Origin of the sequence: Pseudomonas fluorescens Q2-87 (assembly GCF_000281895.1) — a bacterium.
GTDB lineage: Bacteria > Pseudomonadota > Gammaproteobacteria > Pseudomonadales > Pseudomonadaceae > Aquipseudomonas > Aquipseudomonas fluorescens_S.
The window spans coordinates 4,896,058-4,911,442 of the sequence record NZ_CM001558.1 but is presented as its reverse complement, the minus strand read 5'-3'; the positions used below and the strand labels follow the sequence as shown (position 1 = coordinate 4,911,442).

Genomic DNA, 15,385 nt, shown 5'->3' with positions numbered 1-15,385 from the left:
CGAGCGTTTACATAAAAAAATTGAGGAGCACATCGATGCGCGTCATTCTGCTGGGAGCTCCCGGGGCCGGTAAAGGTACTCAGGCAAAGTTCATCACCGAAAAATTCGGCATCCCGCAAATCTCCACGGGCGACATGCTGCGTGCCGCGGTCAAGGCCGGCACCGAGCTGGGCGTCAAGGCCAAGGGCATCATGGATGCCGGTGGCCTGGTATCGGATGACCTGATCATCGCCCTGGTCAAGGACCGCATCGCTCAAGCCGATTGCGTCAACGGCTTTCTGTTCGACGGTTTCCCACGCACCATTCCCCAGGCCGAAGCCTTGGTAGAAGCTGGCGTGGAGCTCGATCATGTGGTCGAGATCGCCGTCGACGACGAAGAGATCGTCCAGCGTATCGCCGGTCGTCGTGTCCACGAGCCGTCCGGTCGTGTCTACCACACTATCTACAATCCGCCGAAAACCGCGGGCAAGGACGACGTCACCGGTGAAGACCTGGTGCAGCGCAAGGACGACACCGAAGAAACCGTGCGCCATCGCCTGTCGGTCTACCATTCCCAGACCAAGCCGCTGGTGGACTTCTACCAGAAGCTTTCCGCCAAGACCCAGGGCAAGCCGAAGTACAGCCACATCGCTGGCGTCGGTTCGGTTGAAGCGATCACCGGCAAGGTGCTTCAAGCGCTGAGCTGAAAAGTCTGATCAGTTGCGTCAACTACGGCCCGCTTGCGGGCCGTAGTTGTTTATACTGGCGCACTTTTTTCCCACCTGATTTACGGACACATCGATGAGCACCTTGCTGGCCCTGGACACTGCGACTGAAGCTTGCTCCGTTGCCTTGCTGCACGACGGCAAGGTCACGAGCCATTACGAGGTGATCCCGCGGCTGCATGCCCAGAAGCTCTTGCCGATGATCCAACAACTGCTCAGTGACGCCGGCACTACTTTGCAGGCGGTGGACGCGATTGCCTTCGGTCGTGGTCCGGGAGCATTCACTGGCGTGCGTATCGCCATTGGTGTGGTGCAGGGCCTGGCGTTCGCGCTGGAACGCCCAGTGTTGCCGGTGTCCAACCTCGCGGTACTGGCACAGCGAGCGTTGCGCGAACACGGCGCCCGCCAAGTCGCGGCAGCCATCGATGCGCGTATGGACGAGGTGTACTGGGGTTGCTACCGCGAGACTGATGGCGAGATGCGCCTGGTCGGCGCCGAAGCGGTGCTGCCACCCGAAGCCGCGGCGTTACCGGGCGAAGCCGACGGCGACTGGTTCGGCGCCGGTACCGGTTGGGGCTACGGCGAGCGCATCGCCGTCCACCTCAGCGGGCAGGACGCCACTGCGCTGCCCCACGCCGAAGACCTACTGGCCCTGGCACGCTTCGCCTGGGAACGCGGCGAAGCCATCCCGGCCGATGATGCACAACCGGTGTACCTGCGGGACAAAGTCGCGACCCCGAAATCCGAACGGTAGACCCAGGGTTGACCGCATTCCCAAGCGGGCAGCGTTGTGGCGAGGGAGCTTGCTCCCGCTCGAGTGCGCAGCGCTCGCTGGGTGACCGACTGAACTACGTCGGGAGGGGTGCTGCGCACCCCAGCGGGAGCAAGCTCCCTCGCCACAGAGTTACCTGCAACTTTCAGGTGCTTTAGAGTCACCCCATTCAAAAGTCATTTTCCCACCCCAAAGTCACGTCAAAAATCACCAGTCGTCACTTTTTCCCCCTGTTCTTAAACCTTTTCGACTTTCTGTGTTCTAGTTATCACTTGCGCATTTGCGCGGCTGCGAAAGTGCCGCTAAATTGCCATCATTGATACCGAGCATTCTGTTATGCGTATAGACGGCGTTTCATCCCAGTCCTACCCCATCAAGCGCAAGCCTCGTGCAGGCAAAGTCGCCGAGCCCGAGTCTTTCGATGATATCGATGGCGAACTGGAAACCCCGTCCGAGGAGCAACTGGCCGCCCGTGCCGCCAAAGCTTCCGCGCAACGCCTGAGCAATCTTCCCGCCCGTCAGCAAGACATGCTCTATCACCGTTCCATGAGCCGCAGCGTGGCCACGGCCCTGGCCAGCTACCTGAGCACCGCTGGCTTCGTCGATTGGGATATGGAAGTGCTGGGTCTCGACCTCTATATCTGATGGTGGTATTGCCGTACTACCTGGGTTGCCCGTCCTGGAGCGAAAACGCCTGGCGCGATTACCTGTATCCCCAGGACGCGAAAAGCACCGATTTCCTCAATCTATATTCCCAAGTATTCAATGCCGTGGAAGGCAATACGACTTTCTACGCGAGCCCTTCTGCGGCCGTCGTGCAGCGCTGGGCCGAAACCATGCCCGAACATTTTCGCTTCACCGCCAAGTTGCCCGGCGACATCAGCCACAGTGGCGACTTGCGCGAGCACCTGACGGCGACCGAAACCTTCGTGCAATTGCTCCGCCCTTTGGGTGAACGGGTTTCGCCATTCTGGCTGCAGTTACCCAAGGCCTTCATGCCTCATCGACTGGCGGAGCTGGCCGGTTTCATCGACGCCTTTGAGCGGCCGCTGGCCGTGGAAGTGCGACACGATGAATTCTTTGCCAAAGGCGATGCCGAACGGCGCCTCAATCGCTTGTTGCTCGACCGCGGCGTCGAGCGCATTTGCCTCGATCCTCGGGCGTTGTTCAGCTGCACCTCGACTGCCCCTGCTGTGCTTCATGCACAATCGAAAAAGCCGCGGGTGCCGCCCCGGCCGACGGCCTTCACCCAATGCCCGCAGGTACGCTTCATCGGTCACCCGGTGCTGGAGGCCAATGAGCCATTCCTGAAGCCCTGGGTGGAAAAAATCGCCGGGTGGATTGAAGAAGGGCGCACGCCATACATTTTCCTGCACACCGCCGACAACCTGCTGGCGGCAAAACTCGCACAGCACTTTCACCGCCTGTTGATGAGCCGATTGCCTGGCTTGCCGGCCCTGCCTGAGCTATACAGAGAGCCCGCCGCCGAGCAACTGGGTTTGCTCTGAGGCCAATACCTTCTCTGTTCAGGAGCGAACTACATGGATGCGCAAACCCGTCGAGCCCAGGCGTTCAAGGCCCTGCACGAGCGTGAAGGGGCGTTTGTGATTCCCAACCCGTGGGATGCCGGTTCCGCCAAGATGCTCGCCAGCCTCGGCTTCGAAGCCCTGGCAACCACCAGCGCCGGTCATGCTTTTTCCCTGGCGCGACCCGATGGTGCATTGGGCCTGGAAGACACCTTGGCCAATGTCCGGGCGATAGTGGCGGCCACTGACCTGCCGGTGGCGGTGGACTTGGAAAACGGTTTCGCCGATGCGCCCGAGGATTGCGCCCGCAACCTCCTTCGGGCGGCGCAGGCCGGCGCGGTGGGCGGTTCGATCGAAGACGCCACGGGGCGTGAAGACAGCCCGATCTATTGCTTCGACCACGCCGTGGCGCGGGTCAAGGCCGCCGCTGAAGCTGTGCGCAGCCTGCCGTATCCCTTCTTGCTGACCGCTCGGGCGGAAAATTTCCTGCACGGCAAGCCCGACCTGGATGACACGATTCGCCGCCTCAAGGCGTTCGCCGATGCCGGCGCCGATGTGCTCTATGCCCCTGGCCTGAGCTCGGCCGAGCAAGTGCTCGCGGTGGTGCGAGCCGTGGCGCCCAAGCCAGTGAACGTGCTGATGTCCGGGGCGCTGGACCTGACGGTCGCGCAGTTGAGCGAGTTGGGCGTCAAGCGCATCAGTGTCGGGTCGGCCCTGGCCCTGGCTGCGTATGGCGAGTTCTTCCGCGCCGCCGAGGAGATCCAGCAGCAGGGCACGTTCACTTTTACGCGCCGCTCGATGCCGTTCAAGCAGGCCAACCAGTTGTTCAAGGGTTGATGCCCGAGGCCCTGCCGTGCGGTTTTTGAAAGGTTTGGCGGTCCTGGTGTCAATCATGGGCCTGGCGGTGTTTAGTGTGTGGCGCGGCTGGCTGTCGCTGCCACCCCAGTGGAACCCTTGGGCGCCCCTGGACGTTAACGTTCCTCCGAACCTGCTGACCCGCTACAAGCTGATGGCCTTGCGCAACGACCCGCAGCTGTGCGATCAGGCCCTCGCCACCTCGGGGCTTCGGACCGCTCGCCAGGCGGACAGCAGCCCCGAGGCCGATTGCCCGCTGAACAATGCAGTGAGGGTGCAGGGCGGTGAAGTGGCGCTCAGCAGCAGTTTCCTCGCCAGTTGCCCACTGGCCGTGGCGTTCGCGCTGTTCGAGCGTCATGCGCTACAGCCGGCGGCAGCGGCGGTCTATGGCCAGAAAGTCACGCGGGTCGATCACCTCGGCAGTTTCGCCTGTCGCAACATGTACGGTCGTGAGACCGGGGCACGCAGCCAGCACGCCACGGCCAGCGCACTGGATATCGCCGGCTTTCGCCTGGCTGACGGCCGCACGATCAGCGTCCTCAGGGACTGGCCCAAGGACAATGCCGATGCGCGCTTTCTACGGCAGGCCCGCGACGGTGCCTGTGACATGTTCAGTGTGGTCTTGAGCCCGGATTACAACGCGGCGCACCGCAACCATTTTCATCTGGATGTGGGGCCCTGGTGGATCTGTCGTTGAGAATCAGGCGGCGATGCGCAGGTTCTGCAGCACGATCGGACGTGCCCAGCGGGTGTCGAAATCCAATTGTTTCTGCTGTTCCACCAATTCTTCTTCCGGGAAGGGCGGGAATGGCTTGTCCAGCAGATCGAGTTCGAACTCGGCAATCGGCAGGTGCAATGGGCGCGGCTGCGGCGCCGGGCCGGGCTCTGGCAGCGGTTGGCCGGCGGCGAGGACGATGGGGCGAACCCAGTTGCTCTCGAACGTCTGCTGCTTTTGCTGGGCAGCGATTTCTTGCGCCGGGAAAGGCGGGAAGGGCTTGTCCAGCAGGTCCAGTTCGAATTCGGCGATGGGCAGGAACAGCGGCTCAGGCGGTGCGACCGGCGTTTCGGTCACTTCACAGGTGCGCTGGCTGACGATGTGATCCAGCAGTTCAGCGCCGAGGGTCGGTTCAACATTCTCATCGAGGGGGGCTGGCTGGTAGCTGCCTGGCACCGGTGCGGCATCACCCAGTTGATCGGCCAGGGCCCGGGCAAAAAAATCCTGCCACAGGTGACTGACGCCGCTCAGCGCTTGGGTATTGCGCAGGCTGTAATCGCCGTAAGGGGAGATCACGCCTATCGATGGGGATTGAATGTCTGACATTTTTCTCGGTCGACGCTCAGCTCTGGCAAAATGCCGTTCACCGTTGTTATCGGCCGTTCTTGCCGATCCTTAATTTTTTGAGCATGTTTCCATGAATGAACAACTTCCATGAGTGAGCAACCTGCGGCTTGCCGCATCCATGTCGAGGCCCTGGCCCCGGCCTTCCAGCCCCAGGCCGAGCAGTGGGCCGAGCGCCTTGGCTTGCCCTTGCAAGTGGACGATGGCGAATTTGCCTTGCAGGTCGGCGAGCAGGGGCTGCAATTGCAGCAACTCGGGCCGGACGCGCCAGGCCCGGTGCGGGTGGACTTCGTCGAGGGCGGTGCGGCCCATCGTCGATTGTACGGTGGCGGCAGTGGCCAAATGATCGCCAAGGCGGTGGGTGTCGCCCAAGGCGTGCGTCCACGGGTGTTGGACGCCACGGCCGGGTTGGGCAAGGATGCATTCGTACTCGCCAGTCTGGGTTGTGAAATGAGCCTGATCGAACGCCAGCCGCTGATCGGCGCGCTGTTGGAGGATGGCCTGGCCCGCGGGGCGGAGGATTTCGATGTCGCACCGATCGTGGCCCGCATGCGTTTGCTCAAGGGCAATTCCATCGACGTGATGCGCAACTGGGAAGGTGAGCCGCCCCAAGTGATCTACCTGGACCCGATGTTCCCCCATCGTGAGAAAACCGCTCTGGTGAAGAAGGAAATGCGCCTGTTCCGTCCGCTGGTAGGCGATGACCCGGACGCCCCGGCGCTACTCGCCGCCGCCCTGGCCCTGGCGACTCACCGGGTGGTGGTCAAGCGCCCGCGCAAGGCTCCTTGCATCGAAGGGCCCAAGCCCAGTCATGGGCTCGATGGCAAATCCAGTCGCTACGATATCTATCCCAAGAAAGCGCTCAAGCCCTGAGACCGTGTTGCCTTCATCGCGAGCAGGCTCGCTCCCACACTGGATCGATGGTGCCCCTGTGGGAGCGAGCCTGCTCGCGATGGGGCCCTGCCAGTCAGCGAATAAATGACGGCTGGCCTAAGGCCGATAAGCCCGCACAAACAACCCCACCACTTCCTGCACATGAGCCTCCGCCGCTTCGGGCTCCAATGCTGCGCCGCAGCCATACAGCAGGCGAAAGTTCGCCGCCCCCTTGATCAGGCAAAAGAAATGCTCGGCGGCGTTGCGGGGCTTGTCGATGCTCAGCGCACCGCTCTGGTTGACCTTGACCAGCAACCGCTCCATGCCTGAGAGCATCCGCTGCGGACCGGCTTCGAAGAAGATCGTCGAGAGTTTCGGATCCTGGCTGCCCAGGGCAATGATCACCCGATGCAGGTTCACCGATTCTTCACTGCTGACCAATTGATTAAAGCCACGGGCAATGTTCAGCAACACGCGTTCGATCGGCACGCCCTCGGGCCATTCGAAAAAAAGCGGCGGTACCTGTTCTTCGCATTTGGCGATCACGGCAGCGGAGAACAGCGTCTCCTTGTCGGTGAAATGGCTGTACACCGTCAATTTGGAAACCCCCGCCTCGGTGGCGACGGCATCCATGCTGGTGCTGGCGTAACCCATGCTTACGAACAGGCGTTTTGCTGCGTCGAGAATGGCCTGGCGTTTGGCCAGGTCCTTTGGCCGGCCAGGACCGCTGTGGGGGGAACGATTGTTCGACATTTCTTCGCTTTAATACTGGACTGGTGAGTTTGCTATTAATAACATACCCGTCAGTATAATTATTCCAAGCACCATTAGCGAAAGGTCACTCGCCATGTTCCGCTATGCCTTGCCCCTCGCCTTGCCAGTCAGCCTGGCTTTTTATTGTCTGCGTGTGGTCATGACGAGCCGGTGCCCGTCGCAGTGCGCCCCGCGCTGGTGGTGAAACCCGAGCCTTCGGCCCAAGCGATGGACAGTTATCCCGGCGAAGTGCGGGCACGTTTCGAACCCGACCTGGCCTTTCGCATAGGCGGCAAGGTGAGCCGACGGCTGGTGGAGGAGGGCCAGCGGGTCAAGGCCAATCAGCCCTTGGCCGAGCTCGATCCCGAGGATGTGCGCCTGCAACTGGAAGCGACCCGCGCCCAGGTGGCCGCCGCCGAGGCCAACCTGAGCCTGGTGCGTGCCGAGCGTGACCGCTATAAAACATTGATGGATCGGCAGATGGTCAGCCGCTCCCAGTACGACAATGCCGAGAATCTCTATCGCTCCGGTGCCGCGCGGCTCAAGCAGATCAAGGCCGAGTTCGACGTCGCCAGCAACCAGGCCAGCTATTCGGTGTTGCGCGCCCCTCAGGATGGCGTGGTCGCCAGGCGCTCGGTTGAAGTCGGGCAAGTGGTGTCGGCCGGTCAAACCGTCTTCACCCTGGCCACCGACGGCGAGCGTGAAGTACTGATCAGCCTGCCGGAACAGAGTTTCGGACGGTTCAAGATCGGCCAGCCAGTCTCGGTCGAACTGTGGAGCCAGCCTGACCAGCGTTTCAGCGGCCGCATTCGTGAACTCTCGCCGGCCGCCGACCCCAGGTCCCGCACCTTCGCTGCACGTGTGGCGTTCACCGCCGGCAGTGTGCCGGCAGAGCTGGGCCAGAGCGCCCGGGTGTTCATCCAGACCGCCGACAAGATCCCGCTGTCGGTGCCGTTATCGGCCCTGACGGCTGAAAACGGCGTCACTTACGTCTGGGTGGTCAGCGCCAACAATACCCTCAAGAAAGTCCCGGTCCGGGTCGGCGCCTTTGGCGAAAAGACTGTTCCGGTGCTCGAAGGCCTCAGCCCTGAAGACTGGGTCGTGGCCGCCGGCGTCCATGTGTTGCTCGACGGCCAGCATGTGCGGCCGGTGGATCGCTCCAACCGCGTGGTCAACCTGACGGCCAAGGAGTAATCCCCGATGGGTTTCAATCTTTCTGAATGGGCGCTGCGCAATCGCCAGATCGTACTGTTCCTGATGCTGTTGCTGGCCATCGTCGGTGCGCTTTCCTACACCAAGCTTGGCCAGAGCGAAGACCCACCGTTCACGTTCAAGGCCATGGTCATTCGCACCAATTGGCCGGGGGCCACGGCCGAGGAAGTTTCCCGGCAGGTGACCGAACGCATTGAAAAGAAACTGATGGAGACTGGCGATTACGAAAGAATCGTCTCGTTCTCCCGGCCCGGCGAGTCCCAGGTGACCTTCGTCGCCCGCGATTCATTGCATTCAGTGCAGATTCCCGAGTTGTGGTACCAGATCCGCAAGAAAATCAGCGACATTCGCCACACCCTGCCGCCGGGTATCCAGGGCCCGTTCTTCAACGATGAATTCGGCACCACCTTCGGCAATATCTACGCGCTGTCCGGTGAGGGCTTCGACTACGCGGTGCTCAAGGACTACGCCGACCGCATCCAGATCCAGCTGCAACGGGTCAAGGACGTGGGCAAGGTCGAGCTGATCGGCCTGCAGGACGAGAAGATCTGGATCGAGCTGTCGAACGTGAAGCTGGCAACACTGGGGTTGCCCCTGGCGGCGGTCCAGCAAGCCCTCGAGGAGCAGAACGCCGTCTCGACCGCAGGATTCTTCGAAACCGGCAGCGAACGATTGCAACTGCGCGTGTCGGGAAATTTCCAGACCGTTGAAGAAATTCGCAATTTCCCGATCCGTGTCGCCGACCGTACGTTCCGTATCAGCGATCTGGCGCAGGTGCGTCGCGGTTTCAATGACCCGCCGGCGCCGCGCATGCGCTTCATGGGGGAAGACGCCATCGGCCTGGCCGTGGCGATGAAGGAGGGCGGCGATATTCTGGTCCTGGGCAAGGCGCTGGAGGCTGAGTTTTCGAGGATCCAGAACAACCTGCCGGCCGGCATGCAATTGCGCAAGGTTTCGGACCAGCCGGCAGCGGTGAAGACCGGCGTTGGTGAATTCGTCCAGGTGCTGGTGGAGGCGCTGACGATTGTACTGCTGGTGAGCTTTTTCTCCCTGGGGTTGCGCACCGGCATGGTGGTGGCTCTGGCGATCCCGCTGGTGTTGGCGATGACTTTCGCCGCGATGTACTACCTGGGCATCGGCCTGCACAAGATTTCCCTGGGCGCGCTGGTATTGGCGCTGGGGCTGTTGGTGGACGACGCGATCATTGCCGTGGAGATGATGGCGATCAAGATGGAGCAGGGCTTTGACCGGATCAAGGCGGCCAGCTTCGCCTGGACCAGCACGGCGTTCCCGATGCTCACCGGTACGTTGATCACCGCAGCGGGGTTCCTGCCGATCGCCACCGCGCAGTCAGGCACTGGCGAGTACACCCGCTCGATTTTCCAGGTCGTGACCCTGGCGCTGTTGGCGTCCTGGGTGGCCGCCGTGGTGTTCGTGCCGTACCTTGGGGAAAAATTCCTGCCGGACCTGGCGAAAATTCACGCGGCCAAACATGGCACTGTCGATGGTCAGCCCGATCCTTACGGCACACCGTTCTATCAGCGTGTCCGGCGGTCGGTGGAATGGTGCGTGCGTCGGCGCAAAACCGTCATCACCTTGACCGTGCTGTTGTTCGTGGGCTCGGTTGTGCTGTTCCGTTTTGTGCCGCAGCAATTTTTCCCGGCATCGGGACGGCTGGAGTTGATGGTCGACCTGAAGCTGCAGGAAGGCGCCTCCCTGACCAACACCGCCGAGCAGGTCAAACGCCTGGAAGCGCTGCTCAAGGACCATTTGGGTATCGACAATTATGTGGCTTACGTCGGCACCGGTTCGCCGCGCTTCTACCTGCCGCTGGATCAGCAACTGCCGGCGTCGAGCTTTGCCCAGTTCGTGGTGCTCGCCAAGACCATCGAAGACCGCGAGCCCCTGCGCAGTTGGCTGATCACAACCCTGAACGAACAATTCCCGACCCTGCGCTCGCGGGTCACACGCCTGGAAAACGGTCCGCCGGTGGGTTATCCGGTGCAATTTCGGGTCACGGGTGAACACATCGAAAAAGTCCGGGACCTGGCGCGAAAAGTGGCGACGAAAGTTCGCGAAAATCCCTACGTGGTCAATGTGCATCTGGACTGGGAAGAGCCGAGCAAGGTGGTGTACCTGAACGTCGATCAGGAGCGCGCCCGGGCCTTGGGTGTCAGCACCGCGAATCTGGCGAGCTTCCTGCGCAGTTCCCTCACCGGTTCCAGTGTCAGCCAATACCGGGAAGACAACGAGCTGATCGAGATCCTGTTGCGCGGCACGGTGCATGAGCGTACCGAATTGTCGCTGCTGCCGAGCCTGGCGGTGCCCACCGACAGCGGCACGAGTGTTGCGCTGTCACAGATCGCGACGCTGGAGTACGGCTTCGAAGAGGGCGTGATCTGGCACCGCAATCGCTTACCCAGCGTGACCGTGCGCGCGGACATCTACGGCAAGGAACAACCGGCCACCTTGGTGCAGCAGATTTTCCCGACGCTGGAGTCGATTCGCGCCGAATTGCCGGACGGTTATCTCCTGGAAGTGGGCGGCACGGTGGAGGATTCGGCCCGGGGCCAGAAATCGGTGAACGCCGGTGTACCGCTTTTCATCGTGGTGGTGCTGACGTTGCTGATGCTGCAGCTGCGCAGCTTCTCGCGCACGGCCATGGTTTTCCTCACGGCGCCCCTCGGGTTGATCGGCGTCACGGTGTTCCTGCTGGTGTTCCGCCAGCCGTTCGGGTTCGTCGCCATGTTGGGCACCATCGCCTTGTCGGGGATGATCATGCGCAACTCGGTGATCCTGGTGGACCAGATCGAACAGGACATCAAGGCGGGGCTCGCGCCCTGGCAGGCGATCATCGAAGCGACGGTGCGCCGCTTCCGGCCGATCGTGCTCACTGCCCTGGCAGCGGTGCTGGCGATGATCCCGCTGTCGCGCAGCCTGTTCTTCGGCCCGATGGCCGTGGCGATCATGGGCGGGCTGATCGTGGCGACGGCGTTGACGCTGCTGTTTTTACCGGCGTTGTATGCGGCGTGGTTCAGGGTCAAGAAGACCTGATCAACAGACGTACACCGGACCTGTGGTGAGGGGATAAATCCCCTCGCCACAGTGATTTTTGCTGAATCTTAAAGAGTACCAAACACCTTCTTCGCCAAACTGGTCGCCGCAGCCGCCGGGTTCTTGCGGATGGTGGCTTCCTGCTCGGCGATCATCTTGAACAAGCCGTCCAGCGCCTGTTCGGTCACATAGCTTTCGATGTTGGCGCTTTTTGCATCCAGCACGCCGAAGGTTGCGGCCTGGCCGGCGAAAGCGTTGTATTTCTGGGCCAGGCCGACCTTGTCGGTGGCTTGCTTGACGATGGGCAGGAACTTGGTGCGGATCTGCTCGCGGCTGCTCTTGTTCAAGTATTGGGTGGCTGAGTCGTTACCGCCGCTCAAGATGCCCTTGGCATCGTCCACGCTCATGTTCTTCACGGCATTGACCAGGATCGGCTGGGCTTGCACCACGGCGGCTTCAGCAGCCTGGTTCATGCTGGTTTCCAATTGATCGACCTGATCCCCCATGCCGAAGGCTTTCATTTTGCTGGCGACTTTGCCGAGCTTGCCGGGCAGTTCGATCTTCACCTCAGGGTTGTTGTTGAAACCGCCTGGCTTGCCCAATTGCTTGACCGCGATCTGGGCGCCTTGGGTCAGTGCGTCCTTGAGGCCGCCCGTGGCGTCGCCCTGGGAAAGATCCCCCAGGGACAGGGCCATGGCGTTGGCGCAGATCAGCAGGCCCGCGCACAGGCCGGTGAAACGGAGAGTTGAGCGGAGCATGACGGTGTCCTTCAGGAAAATAGGCAGGGGGTCAACGCGCGGCGTTGACGCGGATTTTCAGCGGCTGTGGATCTTTACCGTCGAGTTGCACGGCATGTTGTTCGGTGGAGACGAATATCAATTGGCCGTCGGCTTCGATGCGGGCGCTCACCGCATAGCGATGGCCGGGCTTGACCTGGGCGGGATCATAGCTGAGGTGGAACGGCAGCGGGACCTGGCCTTTGACCGGGCCGCTCTGCTCATCGAGGACCACGGCGGGGGCGTCGGCCAGGGACACGTCCTGCAGGCTTACGCTCAAAATGGCGGTGGGTGGCAAGGCGATGCGTTGCAGGTAGAACACTTCGCCGTCGAGGCTGTTCTTGCCCGCCAGCGGCGCGCTGGAGCAGGCGCTCAGGAGCGTGGCGGCGGTAATGAGAAGGAGTTTTTTCATGGGGGCATTTCCATATTGAGGGCGCCAGAGACAACCTGGCGCCTGGGGAATCAGTCCTGCGGCAGCGCAGCTACCTGATCCGCTGCATCTTCACTGCGGTGCAACGCCACTTGGCGGATCGACAGGCGAATCTCCGCCGGCAGCACCCGCTTGGCCGCGCCTTCGGCCAGTTCGCCCAGCAGCTCGTGATAACCGAGCTTGCCGGCTTCGTCGCGGCGCAGTACGTCAAGGTCCAGCATAGTCTGGATGAAATGGCGGAACAGGCTCTTGTCGAAGAATTCCGGGGCATTCAGGCCATGCAGGATCGACAGGCGCTGGGCCATGACGGTGCAAAGGTCTTCCAGCTCTTCGGCGCTGACGCTGTTCTGGCCGCTGTTGAGCAGCAGCGAGACGGTCATGTAGAAGCGCTGCAAAGTCTGGGCGATGCTCTTGGACAGCAGCGTCAGCAGCACGAAATGCCGCGAGCTCGGTGCTGGGCGCAGGTACAGGTCTTTCTCGAAGCGCAGCAGGCCTTGTTCGACGAACGCCTCGAGCCATTGATCGACCACGCCGTCGAGTTCTTCCAGCGACCAACGGATGAACAGCTCCGATTGCAGGTACGGGTACAAGGCGCGGGTGTAGCGCAGGATCTGTTCGCGGCTCATGCGCGAACTGCTCTGGAAGAAGCTGGCAAGCAACGCAGGCAGGGCAAAGATGTGCAGCACGTTGTTGCGGTAGTAAGTCATCAACACCGCATTCTGTTCGTCCAGATACAGGATCTTGCCCAGGGCATCGCTCTGCTCCGAGAGCAGGTCCATGCCCTTGACGTGCTCGATCAACGCCTGGCCATCGCCTTCGGGCAGGGTGGTGTGGGGCGAGTACGGTACTTTGCGCAGCAGCGCCAGGTACAGGTCCAGTACGCGGGCCATGGCACGGTCGTCCAGGGCCAGGCGGCTGGTGGACAGCAGCGCCAGGGCCACGAGGTTGACCGGGTTGATGGCTGCGGCTTCGTTCAGGTGCCGGGCCACGCGCTCGCCGAGGCGGTGAGTGGTCGCGTTGAGCCAGGCCGGCTTGAACTGCGGGCCCAATTCCTGTTGGCGCCAGTCGGGCTGTTCGCCGTCGAGGAACTCCGCCAGTTTGATCGGTTCGCCGAAGTTCACCGCCACTTGGCCGAAGCGCTGCTTGAGGGCACCGATGACTTTGAAGATGTCGAAAATCGATTCTTTCTTCTTGCTGGCGCCGCGTAGCTCGCCGAGGTAGGTGCGGCCTTCCAATACCCGTTCGTAGCCGATGTAGACCGGCACGAAGACGATGGGCATGCGCGAGGAGCGCAGGAAGCTGCGCAGGGTGATGGCGAGCATGCCGGTCTTGGGTTGCAGCATCCGCCCGGTGCGCGAGCGACCGCCCTCGACGAAGTACTCCACCGGAAAACCCTTGGTGAACAAGGTATGCAGGTATTCGTTGAACACAGCGGTATAGAGCGGGTTGCCCTTGAAGGTGCGGCGCATGAAGAACGCCCCGCCACGGCGAAGCAGGCCGCCAATCACTGGCATGTTGAGGTTGATGCCGGCGGCGATGTGCGGTGGGGTCAGGCCGTTGCGAAACAGCAGGTACGACAGCAGCAGGTAGTCGATGTGGCTGCGGTGGCAGGGCACGTAGATGACTTCGTGGCCCTGGGCGACGTTCTGCACGCCTTCGATGTGGTTGACCTTGATGCCGTCGTAGATTTTGTTCCAGAACCAGCTCAGCACCACTTCCAGGAAACGGATCGCGGTGTAGGTGTAGTCCGAGGCGATTTCGTTGCCGTAGCGCAGGGCTTGGGCCTTGGCTTTTTCCGGGGAGATTTTTTCCCGCTCGGCCTCGTCGAGAATCGCCTGCTTGACCAGCGGCTGGTTCAGCAGGCCCTTGACCAGGTTGCGCCGGTGGGAAATGTCGGGACCGATGACCGCCGCCTTCAAGTTGCGGAAATGCACCCGCAGGATCCGCTGGGCCATGCGCACGGTGCGTTCGTGGCCCTTGTCGTGTTCGATCAGCTCGCGCAAATGAATGGGCGCGGAGAACTGCACGCGGGTCTTGCGTCCCAGGATCATGATGCTCAACAGGCGGCGCAGGCGTCCGGTGACGGCCCAGCTGTCGGCGAACAACAGTTTCCACGGGCTCGATTCGCTGTCGGGCGATTGCCCCCAGAACACGCTGACAGGGATGATCTGGGCGTCTTCGGCCGCGTCGTGGCTCAGGACATCGACCAGTCGCGTCAGGGTAGGCGGCGCGCCACGTTTGTCTTGGCGCCCGAGCCAGTCCGGCGCTGGCGTCAGGTAGAAGAACGCTGCAGGTTCCAGCAGGTTACCCACCGAGACCGGCAGCACCGGCCGGGGCAGGCCGGCCTTGGTGCATTCGGTGTCGAGCACCGCCAGGTCAGTGAGCGAAGGGTCTTGCAGGACGTAGAACACCGGACGGCTGCGGTCGAGGTTGAGGGTAAAGGACGACTGGTTGATCGTCTCGGAGCGAACCCAGAGGTACAACAGTCGGCGCAGGGTGCCAAACACTAGACGGCGGAACGGGGAGCGGGTCATACGGCTTCTGCATGAGTGAATGGGGTTGAGCGGTCGGTAGTGTGCCGGATTCGTCGAAAATCGGCAAAAAAGCGCCGAAGTAAAGTCAGTTGAGACTTTTTGTGTCTGTCATATACTCGGCAGGTTACTGCCCGGGCGTCCCGATGGACGGCTAGTTGGCGGCGCAAGTTCGTACGGCTTTCCATCGAAAAGCCGACTCAGAAAAAAGACAAGAACGGGAGTGAACATCATGGCAGCACGCGAAACCGGAAACGTGAAGTGGTTCAACGACGCCAAGGGCTATGGCTTCATTCAGCGCGAAGGCGGGGCGGACGTGTTCGTGCATTACCGCGCGATCCGTGGTGAAGGCCACCGCTCGCTGACCGAGGGCCAGCAGGTCGAATACGCGGTCGTCGAAGGGCAGAAGGGCTTGCAGGCTGAGGATGTGGTGGGGTTGTAACCCGCGCTTGCCGTCACATTAAATCCTGTGGGAGCGGGCTTGCTCGCGAATGCGGTGTATCAGACTCAAGGCTATTGCCTGACACACAGAATTCGCGAGCAAGCCCGCTCCCACATTG

General features: G+C 61.8%; 14 protein-coding genes and 1 pseudogene. 10 read left to right on the top strand and 5 right to left on the bottom strand.

The annotated features are described in order from the left end of the window. Positions 1 to 35 precede the first annotated feature (35 nt). From adk to PFLQ2_RS06245, 6 genes are all read left to right on the top strand, one after another. Positions 36 to 686, top strand: coding sequence for an adenylate kinase (gene adk, locus PFLQ2_RS06220; protein ID WP_003184987.1), 651 nt, complete (start codon positions 36 to 38; stop codon positions 684 to 686). A gap of 94 nt (positions 687 to 780) precedes the next feature. Further along, positions 781 to 1,458 (top strand): tRNA (adenosine(37)-N6)-threonylcarbamoyltransferase complex dimerization subunit type 1 TsaB, encoded by a 678-nt coding sequence (tsaB, locus tag PFLQ2_RS06225; protein WP_003184986.1) that lies wholly within the window; start codon positions 781 to 783, stop codon positions 1,456 to 1,458. A gap of 354 nt (positions 1,459 to 1,812) precedes the next feature. Continuing rightward, a complete protein-coding gene (locus PFLQ2_RS06230; protein WP_003184984.1) occupies positions 1,813 to 2,121 on the top strand; it encodes a hypothetical protein in 309 nt (102 codons plus the stop codon). Positions 2,122 to 2,123: 2 nt separating this feature from the next. Then, the gene (locus PFLQ2_RS06235; RefSeq protein ID WP_088021820.1) at positions 2,124 to 2,984 is read left to right on the top strand and encodes a DUF72 domain-containing protein; all 861 of its coding nucleotides are present in this window, start codon (positions 2,124 to 2,126) and stop codon (positions 2,982 to 2,984) included. A 33-nt stretch (positions 2,985 to 3,017) separates the two neighbouring features. After that, positions 3,018 to 3,839, top strand: a complete 822-nt coding sequence (locus tag PFLQ2_RS06240) for an isocitrate lyase/PEP mutase family protein (protein WP_003184980.1) — start codon at positions 3,018 to 3,020, stop codon at positions 3,837 to 3,839. A gap of 16 nt (positions 3,840 to 3,855) precedes the next feature. Further along, positions 3,856 to 4,554, top strand: coding sequence for an extensin family protein (locus tag PFLQ2_RS06245; RefSeq protein WP_003184978.1), 699 nt, complete (start codon positions 3,856 to 3,858; stop codon positions 4,552 to 4,554). Positions 4,555 to 4,557: 3 nt separating this feature from the next. Here PFLQ2_RS06245 and PFLQ2_RS06250 read toward each other — a convergent pair whose 3' ends face one another. Further along, on the bottom strand, positions 4,558 to 5,178 hold the full coding sequence (locus PFLQ2_RS06250; RefSeq protein ID WP_003184976.1) for a hypothetical protein: 621 nt from the start codon (positions 5,176 to 5,178) through the stop codon (positions 4,558 to 4,560). A gap of 108 nt (positions 5,179 to 5,286) precedes the next feature. Between PFLQ2_RS06250 and PFLQ2_RS06255 the strand changes: the two genes are divergently transcribed. Further along, on the top strand, positions 5,287 to 6,069 hold the full coding sequence (locus PFLQ2_RS06255; RefSeq protein WP_003184974.1) for a class I SAM-dependent methyltransferase: 783 nt from the start codon (positions 5,287 to 5,289) through the stop codon (positions 6,067 to 6,069). 117 nt (positions 6,070 to 6,186) lie between these two features. Here the strand turns inward: PFLQ2_RS06255 and PFLQ2_RS06260 are convergent, their stop codons facing one another. Continuing rightward, positions 6,187 to 6,822: a TetR/AcrR family transcriptional regulator gene (locus PFLQ2_RS06260; protein ID WP_003184972.1), complete on the bottom strand. Its 636-nt coding sequence runs from the start codon at positions 6,820 to 6,822 to the stop codon at positions 6,187 to 6,189. Positions 6,823 to 6,916: 94 nt separating this feature from the next. Between PFLQ2_RS06260 and PFLQ2_RS06265 the strand changes: the two are divergent. Both PFLQ2_RS06265 and PFLQ2_RS06270 read left to right on the top strand, forming a co-directional pair. After that, positions 6,917 to 8,016: pseudogene (locus PFLQ2_RS06265) on the top strand (efflux RND transporter periplasmic adaptor subunit). A gap of 6 nt (positions 8,017 to 8,022) precedes the next feature. After that, positions 8,023 to 11,088 (top strand): efflux RND transporter permease subunit, encoded by a 3,066-nt coding sequence (locus PFLQ2_RS06270; protein WP_003184967.1) that lies wholly within the window; start codon positions 8,023 to 8,025, stop codon positions 11,086 to 11,088. A gap of 68 nt (positions 11,089 to 11,156) precedes the next feature. On the opposite strand, the gene PFLQ2_RS06275 is transcribed toward PFLQ2_RS06270, so the two are convergent. Genes PFLQ2_RS06275 through plsB form a run of 3 tightly spaced genes read right to left on the bottom strand, consistent with a single transcriptional unit; the run spans position 11,157 to position 14,828 of the window. Further along, on the bottom strand, positions 11,157 to 11,846 hold the full coding sequence (locus tag PFLQ2_RS06275; RefSeq protein ID WP_003184965.1) for a DUF4197 domain-containing protein: 690 nt from the start codon (positions 11,844 to 11,846) through the stop codon (positions 11,157 to 11,159). Between the two features lie 31 nt (positions 11,847 to 11,877). Beyond that, positions 11,878 to 12,276, bottom strand: a complete 399-nt coding sequence (locus PFLQ2_RS06280) for a YbaY family lipoprotein (protein ID WP_003184963.1) — start codon at positions 12,274 to 12,276, stop codon at positions 11,878 to 11,880. 50 nt (positions 12,277 to 12,326) lie between these two features. Beyond that, the gene (gene plsB / locus PFLQ2_RS06285; RefSeq protein ID WP_003184961.1) at positions 12,327 to 14,828 is read right to left on the bottom strand and encodes a glycerol-3-phosphate 1-O-acyltransferase PlsB; all 2,502 of its coding nucleotides are present in this window, start codon (positions 14,826 to 14,828) and stop codon (positions 12,327 to 12,329) included. Positions 14,829 to 15,057: 229 nt separating this feature from the next. Here plsB and PFLQ2_RS06290 point away from each other — a divergent pair, with 229 nt between their 5' ends. Continuing rightward, on the top strand, positions 15,058 to 15,267 hold the full coding sequence (locus PFLQ2_RS06290; RefSeq protein ID WP_003184959.1) for a cold-shock protein: 210 nt from the start codon (positions 15,058 to 15,060) through the stop codon (positions 15,265 to 15,267). Positions 15,268 to 15,385: the final 118 nt, after the last annotated feature.